Origin of the sequence: Pantoea sp. GABEPS69 (genome assembly GCF_045780835.1) — a bacterium.
Taxonomy (GTDB): Bacteria; Pseudomonadota; Gammaproteobacteria; order Enterobacterales; family Enterobacteriaceae; genus Pantoea; species Pantoea septica.
Map to the genome: position 1 here is coordinate 2,683,483 of NZ_CP118618.1, position 14,699 is coordinate 2,698,181.

Sequence of the window (14,699 nt, forward strand, 5' to 3'; positions counted from 1 at the left end):
CAATGAAAAAAATCGTACTTGCTGCACTGCTTGCTGGTCTGAGCCTGAGCGCGTCTGCGGCGCAGACTATTCGCTTCGCCACGGAGGCCTCCTATCCGCCGTTTGAGTTCGTCGATTCCAGCAACAAGATTCAGGGCTTCGACGTCGACCTGGCGAACGCGCTCTGCAAAGAGATGAACGCGACCTGCACCTTCACCAACCAGGCGTTCGACAGCCTGATCCCGAGCCTGAAGTTCCGCCGTTTCGACGCGGTGATGGCCGGTATGGACATTACGCCCGAGCGCGAAAAACAGGTGCTGTTCAGCAAGCCTTACTACGACAACTCCGCGCTGTTTATTGCGCAGAAAGGCAAAGCGGCCGACGTGGCCGCGCTGAAAGGCAAGCGCGTCGGCGTGCAGAATGGCACGACACACCAGAAATACCTCAACGATCAGCATGCCGATATCACCACCGTGCCCTACGACAGCTATCAGAACGCGGTGCTGGATCTGAAAAACGGCCGTATCGACGCGGTCTTCGGCGACACGGCGGTGGTCAACGAATGGCTGAAGCAGAACGCCAGTCTGGCGGCGGTCGGCGATAAAGTCACCGACAAAGCCTACTTCGGCACCGGTCTCGGCATCGCCGTGCGCCAGGGCAATACCGATCTGCAGGCGAAGTTCGACGCCGCGCTGGAGAAGGTAAAGGCTGACGGCACCTATAAAACCATCTACAGCAAATGGTTCCAGCAGTAATTAACCATGAGTGAGTTCTATCCTCTCGCCAGCGCCGCCGGCATGACCGTCGGCCTCGCTGTGTGCGCCCTGATCGCCGGCCTCGTGCTGGCGATGATTTTCGCCGGCTGGGAATCGCTGCGCATTAAGCCGCTGGCGTGGATCGGCACGGCGCTGGTGACGCTGATCCGCGGCCTGCCGGAAATCCTGGTGGTGCTGTTTATCTATTTTGGCGCCTCGCAGCTGCTGCTGGTGCTTTCCGACGGCTTTACCCTCAATTTCGGCCTGTTTCAGCTGCCGGTGCAGGTTCAGATCGAGAACTTCGACGTCAGCCCGTTTCTGTGCGGCGTGATTGCGCTGGCGATCCTCTACTCTGCCTACGCCTCGCAAACCCTGCGCGGCGCGCTCAAAGCGGTGCCGCAGGGTCAGTGGGAGTCGGGTCAGGCGCTGGGCATGAAGAGGTCCGCCATCTTCTTGCGCCTGATCATGCCGCAGATGTGGCGCCACGCGCTGCCCGGACTCGGCAACCAGTGGCTGGTGCTGCTAAAGGATACCGCGCTGGTGTCGCTGATCAGCGTTAACGATCTGATGCTGCAGACCAAAAGCATTGCGACCCGCACGCAGGAGCCTTTTACCTGGTTTCTGATCGCCGCGGCTATCTATCTGGTGATTACGCTGCTGAGTCAGGCGGTACTGCGCCGTATCGAGCTGCGCACCACCCGCTTCGAGCGAGGGAATAGCTGATGCTGAGCTACCTGCCTGAAATTCTGAAAGGGCTGCACACCAGCCTGACGCTCACGCTGGCGTCGCTGCTGGTGGCGCTGGTGCTGGCGCTGCTCTTCACCGTGGTGCTGTCGCTGAAAACGCCGCTGCTTAATCCGCTGGTGAAGATCTATATCACCCTGTTTACCGGCACGCCGCTGCTGGTGCAGATCTTTCTGATTTACTACGGCCCCGGCCAGTTTCCCAGCCTGCAGAGCGTTCCCTGGCTGTGGCATCTGCTGTCGCAGCCCTGGCTGTGCGCCATGCTGGCGCTGTCGCTCAACAGCGCCGCCTATACCACACAGCTGTTTTACGGCGCGATGCGCGCCATCCCTTCAGGTCAGTGGCAGTCCTGCGCCGCGCTCGGGATGAACCGCAAAGATACGCTGCGCATTCTGCTGCCCTATGCGTTTAAGCGCGCCCTCTCCTCCTATTCCAACGAGGTGGTGCTGGTGTTTAAAGGCACCTCGCTCGCCTACACCATTACGCTGATGGAAGTGATGGGCCACGGCCAGCTGCTTTACGGCCGCACCTACGACGTGATGGTGTTTGCCGCTGCCGGGCTGGTCTATCTGGTGGTAAACGGCCTGCTGACGCTGATGATGCGGCTGATCGAGCGGCGCGCGCTCGCCTTTGAGCGCAGAAGTTAATATCCAGGCGAGCAATGCTCGCCTTTTTCATTTTTTACTCACAAATATTGCATAAAGATTCATTTACTGGCATCGTGTCAACCATTCCGCCTCTGGCATGGTTTTCAGGAGTAATACGATGAAAAAATGGATCCTTGCCGCCGCGCTGGCGACGCTGACCCTGAGCGCCCACGCGGCGGATACCCTCCGCTTCGCCTCTTCCGCCACCTATCCTCCGTTTGAATCGCTGGATCGCGATAATCAGATCGTAGGCTACGATATCGATCTGGCTAAAGCGCTCTGCCAGCAAATGCAGGCGGAGTGCACCTTTACCAATAACGCCTTCGACAGCCTGATCCCTTCGCTGAAATTTCGCCGCTTTGACGCGGTGATCTCCGGCATGGATATCACCGACGATCGCAGCAAGCAGGTCGATTTCACCCAGCCCTACTACGCCAACTCCGCCATCGTCATCGCGCGCAAAGGCAAGTTCAGCGATTTCGCTTCGCTCAAGGGCAAGCGTATCGGGGTCGAAAACGGCACCACGCACCAGAAATATCTGCAGGAGAAGCATCCTGAGATCGTTACCGTCGCCTATGACAGCTATCAAAACGCCATTCTCGATATGAAAAATGGCCGTCTTGACGGCGTATTCGGCGATACGGCAGTGGTGAATCAGTGGCTGAAGACCAACGGCGATTTAGCGCCGGTCGGCGAGCACGTGACGGATAAGGCTTACTTCGGCACCGGTCTGGGCATCGCGGTGCGTAAAGGCAACGACGCGCTGCGCGACAGGCTAAACGCCGCGCTGGCGACGCTGAAGAGCAACGGCGTCCTTCAGCAGCTCAATCAGAAATGGTTCCCTGAGTAAGACGCTATTATGGGCCAGCGGACGGGCGTCCGATCGGTTCTGCATCGCTCCTGGCTCAGAGGCTCAGGACGCTGGCCCACCCTCTTCCGCGCCACGGCGCGTCAGCAGACAGAGCACTTCGAAGTGCGCGGTATGCGGAAACATGTCGAACAGCTGCACGCGCGTCACGCGATAATCCGCCAGCCTCGCGATATCCTGCGCCATGCTCTCTGGATTACAGCTTGAGTAGAGAATGTTATCCGGCGCCATGCGGCTGAGATAGTCGCACAGCGTGGTGCCAATGCCGCGCCGCGGCGGGTTGACCAGCACCAGATCGGGCACCGCGTCCCGCCCGGTGGCGAAGGCGGTCGAATCGAGCGCGGCGAAACTGACCTTTTCCAGCCCCAGCATCTCGGCCGACCGCTGCGCGCAGGCGATCGCTTCGGCGCTGATCTCAATGCCGGTCAGCTGCATCTGCGGCGTGGCACAGTGCAGGCCAAAGCCGCCGACGCCGCAAAAAAGATCCCACATGCTGCTGATGCGCAGCTCACCGACCCAGTCGCGCGCGGCGGCGTAAAGCGCGGCGGCGACCTGCGGGTTGGTCTGGAAAAAGCTTTGCGGACGGATCCAGAGCGGCACCTGATTGAAATTTTCCGCCAGCGACTGCGACGGCGTCAGCGCAATCTCCTCATCCCCTTCCAGAATCGCCATGTGCACCGGCTGTATATTCGCGGAGATCACCTTGAGCTGCGGCAGCTGCTGCTGCAGCCAGGGCAGCGCGGCGCGCAGCTGGTCCAGCTTCTCTCTGGAGCGCAGCACAAAGCGCAGCATCATGCCGCCCTGAGTGCTTTCGGTAAGCAGCAGGAACTTCAGCTCGCCGCGCCTGCGCGCCACGTTATAGGGGGTTAAGCCCGCGCGGGCGATAAAGGGCTTCAGCGCGGCGAAAACCGGCGCGAAGCTGTCTGGATAGAGCGGACAGGCGCAGAGATCCACCGCGCTGCCGTCGCGCTGCACCATGCCCAGCACCGGGCGCTCCACGCTGCCGCTGACCACCATCTTCGCCTTATTGCGAAACGCCTGCTGCGCCGAAGTGACCGGCGGCAGCCACTGCGCCACCGGCTGCTGCGCCAGCAGCGACTTCAGCCGCGACTGCTTGTCGCTGAGCTGCTGCGAATAGGTTTTTTCCAGCCACTGGCATGAGCGGCAGCGGTCGGCGTCATAAAGCGCGCATTGCATGGGGTAAGGCCTGTGTCATTCAAGGGGGTCGGGCGGAGCGCGATTGTATCACCGCTTACGGAAAAATGCGCGGCTGGCGGCCGGCACGAACAGCAGGCCAAGCACCAGCAGATCGGGCAGCTTTTGCATCAGCGTATGGTGAATGATTTGCGCGTTGTTCGCGCCGCTGATGCTGAAAATCTCCGGATAGATACCGCCGGTAGAGGCCAGCAGCATATAGAGCAGCACCACCAGCTGAGTGGCGGCGAAGCCCCAGCGGCCGCGATTGCTGCCGCGCAGCAGCAGAAAGGCGCAGCGCAGCTCATAGAAAAAGATCAGCTGACTGGCGATAAAGATAAGCGTGGAGTCCCAGGCCTGCGCGCTGCGGTGCACGAAGTTCGCGATCTCGTCCAGACCCAGCTCGTTCGCCAGCATCAGCACGCTCAGGCAGCGCGTCGCGATAATGGCGATGCCCGCTACCGTCACCGGCACGGGCGCAAGAGAAATAAAATCGCCTTTTTTCAAGGTTTCGGACATGGCCAGGCTCCATCACTACACGCAGACGGGCGGAAAAATCCGCCCGCCTTTATAGTGGCAAAGATCAGGGATTTCAGCCACGTCTCGCCTTCTGAATATCACGAATACGCTGTTTTTCTTCGTGCGCCATCCAGCGCCAGGCGATAAAGCCCACCAGCCCGACCACAAACAGGATCAGCGACGCCAGCGCGTTAATCTCCGGGTTCACGCCGCGCCGCACCGTGGCGAAGATCGCCATCGGCAAGGTGGTGGCGCCCGGCCCGGTGACGAAGCTGGCGATCACCAGATCGTCCAGCGACAGCGTAAAGGCGAGCAGCCAGCCGGTGACGATTGCCGGGGCAATCATCGGCACGGTAATCACGAAAAACACCTTGAGCGGTGTCGCCCCCAGGTCCATCGCCGCCTCTTCAATCGAGCGATCCAGCTCGCGCAGGCGCGAGTTGATCACCACCGCCACATAGGCGGTACAGAAGGTGACGTGCGCCAGCCAGATGGTCAGCATGCCGCGGTCGCTCGGCCAGCCGAAGGCGTTGCCCATCGCGACGAACAGCAGCAGCAGCGACAGGCCGGTGATCACGTCGGGCATCACCAGCGGCGCGGTCAGCATAAAGGCGAAGCCGGTATGGCCGCGGAAGCGGCCAAAGCGCACCACCACCACCGCCGCCATGGTGCCGAGCACCACCGCCATGGTAGCGCTCAGCGCGGCGATAGTCAGGCTGAGGCCTACCGCGTCGAGCATGGCGCTGTCCTGAAACAGCACGCGATACCAGTGAAACGAGAAGCTCTCCCACACCGTTACCAGCTGCGAGCTGTTGAAGGAGTAAACCACCAGCAGCAGCATCGGCGCATAGAGAAACAGGAAGCCGCAGATCAGAATGGCGGTGCGCCACGGCGAGCGAATCGCAGGCAGCTGATTCATTCCTTCTCTCCCATTTCACGGTTTTGATGCTTGTGGAACCAGACGATCGGCAGGATCAAAATCAGCAGGATAATCACCGCCAGCGCCGAGGCGACCGGCCAGTCGCGGTTGTTAAAGAACTCCTGCCACAGGATGCGGCCGATCATAATGCTGTCCGGGCCACCCAGCAGTTCCGGGATCACGTATTCGCCCACCGCCGGAATAAACACCAGCATCGAGCCGGCGATAATGCCTCCTTTGGTGAGCGGCACGATGACGCTGAAAAAGGTCTTCAGCGGCTTCGCGCCGAGATCGAGCGAGGCTTCCACCAGCGAGTAGTCGATGCGCGTCAGCGCGGTATAGATCGGCAGCACCATAAAGGGCAGATAGCAGTAAACGATGCCGATATAGACCGCCGTATTGGTATAGAGGATCACCAGGGGATGATCGATAACGCCCAGCCACATCAGGAAACGGTTCAGGATGCCGTTGTTGTTGAGCAGCCCCATCCAGGCGTAGACGCGCACCAGAAACGAGGTCCACGACGGCAGGATCACCAGCAGCAGCAGGATGGTGCGCATCGAGGGCTTGCTGTGCGCCACCGCCCAGGCGAGCGGGTAGCCGACCAGCAGGCAGATCAGCGTCGAGATCGCCGCCACCTTCAGCGACTGCAGGTAGGCGTCCACGTAGAGCGGATCGTCGGTGAGCGTCAGATAGTTGCCGAAATTAAGCACCACATTGAGCTGATCGTCGGCCCAGCTAACCAGCTCGGTATAGGGCGGGATCGCGCGCGCGATATCGGCGAAGCTGATCTTCAGCACGATTAAAAACGGCAGCAGGAAAAAGAGCACCAGCCAGACATAGGGCAGCGCAATCGCCAGCTTGCGGCCGTGGCGCATTTTCATGCGCGTCGCCCAGCGCTGCAGCGGCGTGCCGGCCAGCCAGGCGCGCGCCGGTTTGCTGGAGTGAAAAAGTTGGCTCATCGCATCTCCTCAGGCGGTCAGCACGACGCAGCTGTCGACATCCCAGCAGAGGCGCACTTCGTCGCCCCAGGTCGGCAATCCTTTGCGGAAACGGTGGGCGTTCTGCAGCTGGGCGCTGATCATCTGCCCGCTTTTCAGACGCACGTGAAAGATAGAGAGATCGCCGAGATAGGCGATATGCACCACTTCCCCGACGGCGAAGTTGTAGCCGTCCGCCGGCACCTCGTCGCACAGCATCACTTTCTCCGGGCGCAGCGCGACGTGCACCGGCACGTTGTCCGGCACCGAGACGTCGGAGTCGACCTTCAGCGGATGCACCAGGCCGGGGCTGTCGATCACCAGGCCATCCTCCTGACGTTCGCGCAGCAGCCCGCTGAAGACGTTAACCGAGCCGATAAACTCGGCGCTGTAGACGGTGGTGGGATGCTCGTAAATCTCTTCCGGCTCGCCGATCTGCACGAACTTGCCGCGGTTCATAATGGCGATTCGGCCCGCCATGGTCATCGCCTCTTCCTGGTCGTGGGTCACCATGACGCAGGTGGCGCCGACGCGCTCCAGAATATCCACCACTTCCAGCTGCATGCGGTCGCGCAGTTTTTTATCGAGCGCGCCCATCGGCTCGTCAAGCAGCAGCAGCTTAGGACGCTTCGCCAGGCTGCGCGCCAGCGCCACGCGCTGCCGCTGGCCGCCGGAGAGCTGATGCGGCTTGCGCTTCGCGAACTCCTGCATATGCACCAGCGCCAGCATCTCCTGCACCCGCGCCGTGATTTCGCCCTTCGGCAGCTTGTCCTGCTTCAGGCCGAAGGCGATATTCTGCTCTACCGTCATGTGCGGAAAGAGCGCATAGGACTGAAACATCATATTGACCGGACGCTGATACGGCGGCACGTGAGAGAGATCCTGACCGTCCAGCACAATCTGGCCGCTGGTCGGCGGCTCGAAACCCGCCAGCATGCGCAGCAGCGTCGATTTTCCGCAGCCGGAGGCGCCGAGCAGCGCGAAAATTTCGCCTTTATAGATGGTCAGACTGACATCGTCCACGGCGTGCTGTCCGTCGAACGATTTGGTCAGGTTGCGGATTTCCAGCAAGGGCGTTAACGCCTTTGCGGTTTTAGGTTGGGGACGAGGGATCGCGTCGTTCACTAACAGTTCACTCCGGTCTACGCGGAACGGCTAAGCCAGCCGCTAAAAAAGAGAAAACAGAGGCCAGCGCAGCGCCTCTGTTCCAGGTTGTAAATGTGCGAATGCGCAAAAAGCCGCTTATTTCCCGCTTTTCACTCGCGTCCACGCACGGGTGCGCGCGCGATCCAGCTTCGGATCCTGCACCTTCAGCACGAACAGCTTCGACATCGCCTCCGGCGTCGGGAAGATGCCCGGATTGTTGCGGATATCGGCGTTGATCAGCGGCAGCGACGCCTTGTTACCGTTAGCGTAGGACATCTTGTTGGAAACGTCGGCAATCACTTTCGGATCCATGATGTAGTTCAGCCATTGATAGGCCGCGTCGAGATTTTTCGCGTCTTTCGGGATCGCCATCATATCGAAGAAGGCGAGCGCGCCCTCTTTCGGCACGCTGTAGGCGAGATGCACGCCGTTTTTCGCCTGCTCGGCGCGGTTTTTCGCCTGCAGAATATCGCCCGACCAGCCGATAGCGACGCAGGTGTTGCCGTTCGCCAGATCGTTGATGTACTGCGACGAGTGGAAGTAGCGAATGCTGGGGCGCAGCTTCAGCAGCAGATCGGTCGCCGCGCCGGAGTAATCTTTCGCGTCTGAACTGTTGGGATCTTTGCCGAGGTAGTTGAGCACGGTGGCGAAAATCTCTTCCGGCGCGTCAAGGAAAGAGACGCCGCAGCTTTTCAGCTTTTCGAGGTTTTCCGGCTTCAGCACCAGATCCCAGCTATTGACCGGCGCGTCGGCGCCCAGCGCCGCCTTCACCTTCTCGACGTTATAGCCGATGCCGGTGGTGCCCCAGAGATAAGGAATGGCGTATTTGTTATCGGGATCGTGCTGCGCCACTTTCTTCATCAGCTCAGGATCGAGATTCTTGTAGTTCGGCAGCTTGCTCTTATCCAGCGGCTGGAATACGCCGGACTGCAGCTGGCGCGCCAGGAAGCTGGAGGATGGCACCACCACGTCGTAGCCGGTGCTGCCCGCCATCAGTTTGCCTTCCAGCACTTCGTTGGAGTCGAAGACGTCGTAGACCACCTTAATGCCGGAGGCTTTTTCAAAATTCGGCACCGTGTCTGCCGAGATATAATCTGACCAGTTATAAACATGCAGCGTTTTATCTTCCGCCATCGATCCTGCAGAGGCGACCATCAGTACGCCGGTAACCGCAGCTGACAACCATTTTTTTTGATTGAACATCTTTTTATTTCCTCCTGAGCGGATCGTCACGGCCTGGCTAAAGCGAATGCCAGCGCTGCGAGCTGTGCGTCAATTCACAGACACAATGAATCAATATTCATTGAGAGTTTAATAGTAAAAACTGATACCTGCGCTGCGAATCCACGTCTCATGCAGCCCCGCAAGAATAGCCCTGCTACCCTGCCGCTGCCAGACCCCAGCGTAAAAAACGCCTTTTAGCGACAGGTTATGCATGTTTGTGCTATGTGGTCTGGCAGGAACGGCACAAACCACGAGAAATATCTGGCATTAAAGGGCAAAATGCAGAATAAAAAATGGTGGGCCGAAAATGAAAACTGCCGCATAAAGCGGCAGTTAAAGCGGGGCGGAAGAAAGGCTGGCTTAGTGCAGCAGCGAGTGGCTGAAACTGACCGGCGCACGCTCTTCTTCTTCGCCCATCATCAGCAGATTATTGGCAAACGCTTCCATAATTACCATGGAGACCTGCTCTTCGCTCTGCTTCATAAAGCTGGCGAACTGGCCGAAGGTCAACCCGGCGCTGGTCGTCAGGGACTGGCAGACAATCAGCTTCGGCAGGTTGTCGTCCTGAATGTCGACAAAGGCTTTTACCGTCAGCGAGCTGGCGTTGATCTGCGACAGATCGCCGACCAGCGGGATCAGCGCCGTCGGCTTCACTTCCGCCAGCGCGGAAAAGAGAATAACGTTGTCGACCAGATCGATTTTGGCGTCGAACACCCCATCGAAATTTTGCATGTGCGGCAGATGAAGTGCCTGACAGGCATCACATTCGAACCAGGTGATATTTTGCTGATCCAGCCAGCGACGCAACAGGTCGATATCCGGAACGACAAGAGAATCCATCGTAGTGTCCCAAGGGGTGAATAAACAGGCGACTAAGCTTACGGAAAAAATGCGCCTGACGCTACGAAAACCGCTGAAAAGCGCGCGTCAGCCGCCGGTTTTAAGACTGAAACCGGGCAGAGCGTTGCGCTCTGTCCAGCCGATCATCAGGCCGGCGATATCGATGCCGGTGCTGGTTTCGATCCCTTCCAAGCCGGGTGAGGCGTTTACCTCCATTACCAGAGGTCCGCGATGCGCGCGCAGAATATCGACGCCCGCCACGTCCAGCCCCAGCGTCGCGGCCGCTTTGACCGCGATGGCGCGCTCCTGCGGCGTAATCTCCACCGGATGCGCTTTGCCGCCGCGATGCAGATTAGAGCGGAAATCGCCCTCTTTCGCCTCGCGCTCGATCGCCGCCACCACTTCGCCGCCAATCACCAGGCAACGCACGTCGCGTCCTTTTGCCTCCTGGATAAACTCCTGCACCAGTATATGCGCGTTAAGGCCGCGAAAGGCGTCGATGACGCTCTCCGCCGCCTGCCGCGTCTCCGCCAGCACCACGCCGATGCCCTGCGTGCCCTCTACCAGCTTCACCACCAGCGGCGCGCCGCCGACCATGGCGATAAGATCCTGGGTATCATCCGGCGACGAGGCGAAGCCGGTCACCGGCATATCGATGCCCTGACGCGCCAGCAATTGCAGCGAGCGCAGCTTGTCGCGCGCGCGGGCGATTGCCAGCGACTCGTTGAGCGGATAGCTGCCGCACATCTCGAACTGGCGCAGCACCGCCGTGCCGTAGAAGGTGGTGGCGGAGCCGATGCGCGGAATGACCGCATCGAAATGGCCGAGCGGCTCGCCGCGGTAGTGCACCGCTGGGGAGGCCGGGTTGATATTCATGTAGCAGGAGAGCGGATCGATGATTTGAATCTCATGCCCGCGCAGCTCGGCAACCTCGCGCAAGCGTCGGCTGGAGTAAAGTTGCCCGTCGCGCGACAGGATAGCGATTTTCATCATCGGCCCTCTCTGGAATTAGCGCGTCGCCCAGCCCTGCTGGTGCAGGTAGTCGAGCATAAAGGGGCGCGTCTCTTTGACGATCAGACGCTGAATCAGCTCGCTCCAGGTCTCGCTGCGCTGATTGCTGTCGCGCTGCTCGTAGTAGATCGCCGTGCGGCTATCGTAGTCGGCCAGCACCTGCGGATCGACCGGCTGATAACGGTTCTCATGCACCAGCATCGCCTGCGGCAGACGCGGTTTGACGTCGGGCACCGCATCGGGATAGCCGATGCAGAAGCCGAACAGCGGCAGCACGAATTTCGGCAGGCCGAGCAGCTCGGTCACCTGCGCGATATTGTTGCGGATGCCGCCGATAAAGACGCCGCCCAGGCCGAGGGATTCGGCGGCGACCATGGCGTTTTGCGCCATCAGCGCGGTATCGACGCAGCCGAGCAGCAGTTGCTCGGCGCGGCCCAGCTGCGCATCGGGACAAATCTGCAGGTGGCGATTGAAGTCGGCGCAAAATACCCAGAACTCCGCCGCGTCCGCTACCCACTGCTGACCGCCGGTCAGCGTCACCAGCTGCTGGCGCAGCGCGGTATCGGTGATGCGAATAATGGAAGAGCACTGCAGAAAGCTGGAGGTGGACGCCGATTGCGCCGCGGCGATAATCGCCTCACGCTGTTCCGCGCTGATCGCCTGGTCGGTAAAGGCGCGAATAGAACGATGGCTGCACAATAGATCGATTGTCGGTGTCATTAAGGTCTCCGGCGAGTGTCATTTTTAGTATTGGCGCGACCAAACAGCTGCGGCGCCATCGCTTGCGCGGTACGCCATATCATCAGCCAGGCGGCGGGCAGCATCAGGAGAATGCCGATAATCAGCAGCGCGGTCGCCAGCGTCTTGCCGTCAGCGTGCGCGGGCAGCGGCAGCCAGCGGTTAGCCAGCAGCAGCGCGCACAGCGTCAGCAGGCCGCCGAGCGCCTCCATGATCAGCAGAGCTTTGGGTAAACGCGCCAGATTCGGCATAGCATTCTCCTGGGTCGCACCGGGTTCAGGCCGTCAATTATGGTCAAGGTTCACAGACTTGCATAGACGACGCGCATCAGACTAACAGGCATTTCCTGCTTTCTTTAAGCGGTTTGAGCGGGCATCATGTTGACCATCCACCTTGAGCTTGTGTGATATGGGTCACATTAAATAGCCTGAATTAAGGAGCTTTTCATGGTTACTGTTATTTTTGGTCGTCCTGGCTGCCCCTATTGCGTACGTGCGAAAGAGCTGGCCGACAAGCTCAGCGCTGAGCGCGACGACTTTAGTTACCAGTATGTGGATATCCAGGCGGAAGGCATTACCAAAGCGGATCTGGAAAAAAGCGCGGGCAAACCCGTCACCACCGTACCGCAGATTTTCATCGACGAGCAGCATATCGGCGGCTACACCGATTTCGCCGCCTGGACCAAAGAAAACCTGAGCGCATAAGATTTTTTCGCCAGCGTAACGGGCCGACACGGCCCGTTTTTTCGTTCTGGCGTCAGCGCCAGACGATGCGCGCCAGACGCACCAGCAGCGCGCCGCTGCCCGCCCAGAAGAGCGCGCTCAGGCTCCAGACCGACAGGGTCAGCCAGCTGGTATGGGCCAGCAGCGTGTTGTTGAGCAACAGAACGCCGAGAAGCGTGCCCCAGAGCGCCATCAGCAGCGTGCTTTTCAGCGGACTCTCCGCATGCAGCAGCGCCATTACCGCGCCCGGCAGCAAAAAAAGCAGCAGCTCAGGCTGCCCGCCCAGCGGCGCATTGCCCACCAGCCAGTAACGATGCGCATAAATAAACACCAGACTGTAGAGCGCAACGCCAAGCGTCGCACTGGTCCAGCGTAAGGAACGCTGTGGCATATCACCCCACTTATTGAAAATCATCACAATGACAACAACCTGCCGCGATCTCTGGTGGAAATAAAATGAAACAGGCCGTTAGCGGTATGAAATTTAAAGCTAATGGCTGAGGGTGATTTTTATGATTAGAATACCTGCCGTTTAAGAGCGGCCTGTTTAAATCTGGCAGCAGGCTCACTGCGCGGCCTGCACAAGATAGCGAAAAACAGGCCTGTCATCAACAGCTTACAAGTAAACAAGAAGTTAAACAGTGAACATAAACGTCGCAGATTTGTTAAGCGGAAATGACGTTCTGTTATTATTTGTCGTTTTAGCACTCGGTCTTTGCCTGGGTAAATTGCGCTTGGGTTCAGTGCAGTTAGGAAATTCCATCGGCGTATTAGTCGTTTCTTTATTACTTGGCCAACAACACTTCGCGATAAATACCGCCGCATTAAGCCTCGGCTTTATGCTGTTTATTTTTTGCGTCGGCGTAGAGGCGGGGCCCAACTTTTTTTCTATTTTCTTCCGCGACGGTAAAAACTATTTTCTGCTGGCGATCGTCATGGTGCTGAGCGCCCTGCTGCTGGCGCTGGGCTTCGGCAAACTTTTCGGCTGGGATATCGGCATGACGGCGGGGATGCTGGCGGGCTCGATGACCTCGACGCCGGTGCTGGTCGGCGCGGGCGATACCCTGCGACAGAGCATCAACGACGGCGGCCAACTGGCGCTGATGCAGGATCACCTCTCGCTCGGCTACGCCCTGACCTATCTGATAGGCCTGGTAAGCCTGATTTTCGGCGCGCGTTATCTGCCACGCCTGCAGCATCAGGATCTGCCCACCTGCGCCCAGCAAATCGCGCGCGAGCGCGGCCTGGACGCCGACAGCCAGCGTAAAGTCTTTCTGCCGGTGATCCGCGCCTACCGGGTCGGCCCGGAGCTGGTGGCGTGGAGCGGCGGCAAGAATCTGCGCGAGCTCGGTATCTATCGCCAGACCGGCTGCTATATCGAACGTATTCGCCGTAACGGCATTCTCGCCAGCCCGGACGGTGACGCGGTGCTGCAGCTCGGCGACGAAATTTCGCTGGTGGGTTATCCAGATGCTCACGCGCGGCTCGACGCCAGCTTTCGCAACGGCAAAGAGGTATTCGACCGCGATCTGCTCGATATGCGCATCGTGACGGAAGAGATTGTGGTGAAAAACCACAACGCCGTGAATAAGCGCCTCAGCAAACTCAATCTCACCGATCACGGCTGCTTTTTGAACCGGGTCATCCGCAGTCAGATCGAGATGCCGATCGACGACAGCATTATGTTGCACAAAGGCGATATCCTGCAGGTCAGCGGCGAGGCGAAGCGCGTGAAAAACGTGGCGGACCGCATCGGCTTTATCGCGATTCATAGCCAGGTGACCGATCTGCTGGCGTTCTGCGCCTTCTTTATCGTCGGGCTGATGATCGGGCTGATCACCTTTCAGTTCAGCAACTTCAGCTTCGGCATCGGCAACGCTGCCGGGCTGCTGTTCGCCGGCATTATGCTCGGCTTTTTGCGCGCCAACCATCCCACCTTCGGCTATATCCCGCAGGGCGCGCTGACCATGGTGAAAGAGTTCGGGCTGATGGTGTTTATGGCGGGCGTCGGGCTGAGCGCCGGCAGCGGCATTAACCAGGGCCTGGGTAGCGAAGGCGCGCTGATGCTGCTGTGCGGTCTGCTGGTGAGCCTGCTGCCGGTAGTGATCTGCTATCTGTTCGGCGCCTACGTGCTGCGCATGAACCGCGCGCTGCTGTTCGGCGCGATTATGGGCGCGCGCACCTGCGCGCCGGCGATGGAAATTATCTGCGATACGGCGCGCAGCAATATTCCGGCGCTGGGCTATGCGGGCACCTACGCCATCGCCAACGTGCTGCTGACGCTGGCGGGCACGCTGATTGTGATTATCTGGCCGATTTTGCCCTTATAAAATTTTTTCGACTCAGTCCAGAACTTTTTTGTTAAGGGTGAGTCTGAATAAGTGCCACTGCTTTTCTTTGAAATCCCCAAATT

Annotated in this window: 17 protein-coding genes; 6 read left to right on the plus strand and 11 right to left on the minus strand. The window is 59.3% G+C overall.

What is annotated here, in order from left to right:
• Window positions 1–2: 2 nt before the first annotated feature.
• The 4 genes from artJ (at window position 3) to PVE98_RS13160 (ending at window position 2,975) form a co-directional block, all read left to right on the plus strand.
• Window positions 3–734 carry an arginine ABC transporter substrate-binding protein gene (gene artJ, locus PVE98_RS13145; RefSeq protein WP_096072871.1) on the plus strand — a complete coding sequence of 244 codons (732 nt, stop codon included), beginning with the start codon at window positions 3–5 and terminating at the stop codon, window positions 732–734.
• A 6-nt stretch (window positions 735–740) separates the two neighbouring features.
• Window positions 741–1,457 carry an arginine ABC transporter permease ArtQ gene (gene artQ, locus PVE98_RS13150; RefSeq protein WP_033751355.1) on the plus strand — a complete coding sequence of 239 codons (717 nt, stop codon included), beginning with the start codon at window positions 741–743 and terminating at the stop codon, window positions 1,455–1,457.
• Entirely contained in the window at window positions 1,457–2,125 is a 669-nt protein-coding gene (gene artM, locus PVE98_RS13155) for an arginine ABC transporter permease ArtM (RefSeq protein ID WP_048785388.1), read from the plus strand. Before artQ ends, artM begins: the two co-directional genes overlap by 1 nt.
• Before the next feature lie 118 nt (window positions 2,126–2,243).
• Window positions 2,244–2,975, plus strand: a complete 732-nt coding sequence (locus tag PVE98_RS13160) for an arginine ABC transporter substrate-binding protein (RefSeq protein WP_096072870.1) — start codon at window positions 2,244–2,246, stop codon at window positions 2,973–2,975.
• A gap of 63 nt (window positions 2,976–3,038) precedes the next feature.
• Here the strand turns inward: PVE98_RS13160 and rlmC are convergent, their stop codons facing one another.
• The 10 genes from rlmC to PVE98_RS13210 all read right to left on the minus strand — a co-directional run bounded on the left by rlmC (window position 3,039) and on the right by PVE98_RS13210 (window position 11,815).
• Window positions 3,039–4,190, minus strand: a complete 1,152-nt coding sequence (gene rlmC / locus PVE98_RS13165; protein WP_096072869.1) for a 23S rRNA (uracil(747)-C(5))-methyltransferase RlmC — start codon at window positions 4,188–4,190, stop codon at window positions 3,039–3,041.
• A gap of 48 nt (window positions 4,191–4,238) precedes the next feature.
• Window positions 4,239–4,706 carry a YbjO family protein gene (locus PVE98_RS13170; protein ID WP_096072868.1) on the minus strand — a complete coding sequence of 156 codons (468 nt, stop codon included), beginning with the start codon at window positions 4,704–4,706 and terminating at the stop codon, window positions 4,239–4,241.
• Between the two features lie 73 nt (window positions 4,707–4,779).
• Window positions 4,780–5,625 (minus strand): putrescine ABC transporter permease PotI, encoded by an 846-nt coding sequence (gene potI, locus PVE98_RS13175; RefSeq protein WP_033751365.1) that lies wholly within the window; start codon window positions 5,623–5,625, stop codon window positions 4,780–4,782.
• Window positions 5,622–6,587 (minus strand): putrescine ABC transporter permease PotH, encoded by a 966-nt coding sequence (potH, locus tag PVE98_RS13180; protein WP_033751366.1) that lies wholly within the window; start codon window positions 6,585–6,587, stop codon window positions 5,622–5,624. Before potH ends, potI begins: the two co-directional genes overlap by 4 nt.
• A gap of 9 nt (window positions 6,588–6,596) precedes the next feature.
• Entirely contained in the window at window positions 6,597–7,730 is a 1,134-nt protein-coding gene (gene potG / locus PVE98_RS13185) for a putrescine ABC transporter ATP-binding subunit PotG (protein ID WP_096072867.1), read from the minus strand.
• Window positions 7,731–7,847: 117 nt separating this feature from the next.
• The gene (gene potF / locus PVE98_RS13190; RefSeq protein WP_033751371.1) at window positions 7,848–8,954 is read right to left on the minus strand and encodes a spermidine/putrescine ABC transporter substrate-binding protein PotF; all 1,107 of its coding nucleotides are present in this window, start codon (window positions 8,952–8,954) and stop codon (window positions 7,848–7,850) included.
• A 381-nt stretch (window positions 8,955–9,335) separates the two neighbouring features.
• Window positions 9,336–9,815 carry a YbjN domain-containing protein gene (locus PVE98_RS13195; protein ID WP_033751373.1) on the minus strand — a complete coding sequence of 160 codons (480 nt, stop codon included), beginning with the start codon at window positions 9,813–9,815 and terminating at the stop codon, window positions 9,336–9,338.
• 87 nt (window positions 9,816–9,902) lie between these two features.
• Window positions 9,903–10,805, minus strand: coding sequence for a 30S ribosomal protein S6--L-glutamate ligase (rimK, locus tag PVE98_RS13200; RefSeq protein ID WP_096073886.1), 903 nt, complete (start codon window positions 10,803–10,805; stop codon window positions 9,903–9,905).
• An 18-nt stretch (window positions 10,806–10,823) separates the two neighbouring features.
• Complete coding sequence (nfsA, locus tag PVE98_RS13205; RefSeq protein ID WP_096072865.1) at window positions 10,824–11,546, minus strand: oxygen-insensitive NADPH nitroreductase; 723 nt, start codon at window positions 11,544–11,546, stop codon at window positions 10,824–10,826.
• Window positions 11,546–11,815: a DUF1418 family protein gene (locus tag PVE98_RS13210; protein WP_033751379.1), complete on the minus strand. Its 270-nt coding sequence runs from the start codon at window positions 11,813–11,815 to the stop codon at window positions 11,546–11,548. Before PVE98_RS13210 ends, nfsA begins: the two co-directional genes overlap by 1 nt.
• Window positions 11,816–12,010: 195 nt before the next feature.
• Between PVE98_RS13210 and PVE98_RS13215 the strand changes: the two genes are divergently transcribed.
• Window positions 12,011–12,268 (plus strand): GrxA family glutaredoxin, encoded by a 258-nt coding sequence (locus PVE98_RS13215; RefSeq protein WP_033751382.1) that lies wholly within the window; start codon window positions 12,011–12,013, stop codon window positions 12,266–12,268.
• 52 nt (window positions 12,269–12,320) lie between these two features.
• On the opposite strand, the gene ybjM is transcribed toward PVE98_RS13215, so the two are convergent.
• Window positions 12,321–12,677: an inner membrane protein YbjM gene (gene ybjM / locus PVE98_RS13220; RefSeq protein ID WP_096073885.1), complete on the minus strand. Its 357-nt coding sequence runs from the start codon at window positions 12,675–12,677 to the stop codon at window positions 12,321–12,323.
• A 250-nt stretch (window positions 12,678–12,927) separates the two neighbouring features.
• Between ybjM and PVE98_RS13225 the strand changes: the two genes are divergently transcribed.
• The gene (locus PVE98_RS13225) at window positions 12,928–14,616 is read left to right on the plus strand and encodes an aspartate:alanine antiporter (protein ID WP_033751385.1); all 1,689 of its coding nucleotides are present in this window, start codon (window positions 12,928–12,930) and stop codon (window positions 14,614–14,616) included.
• Window positions 14,617–14,699: the final 83 nt, after the last annotated feature.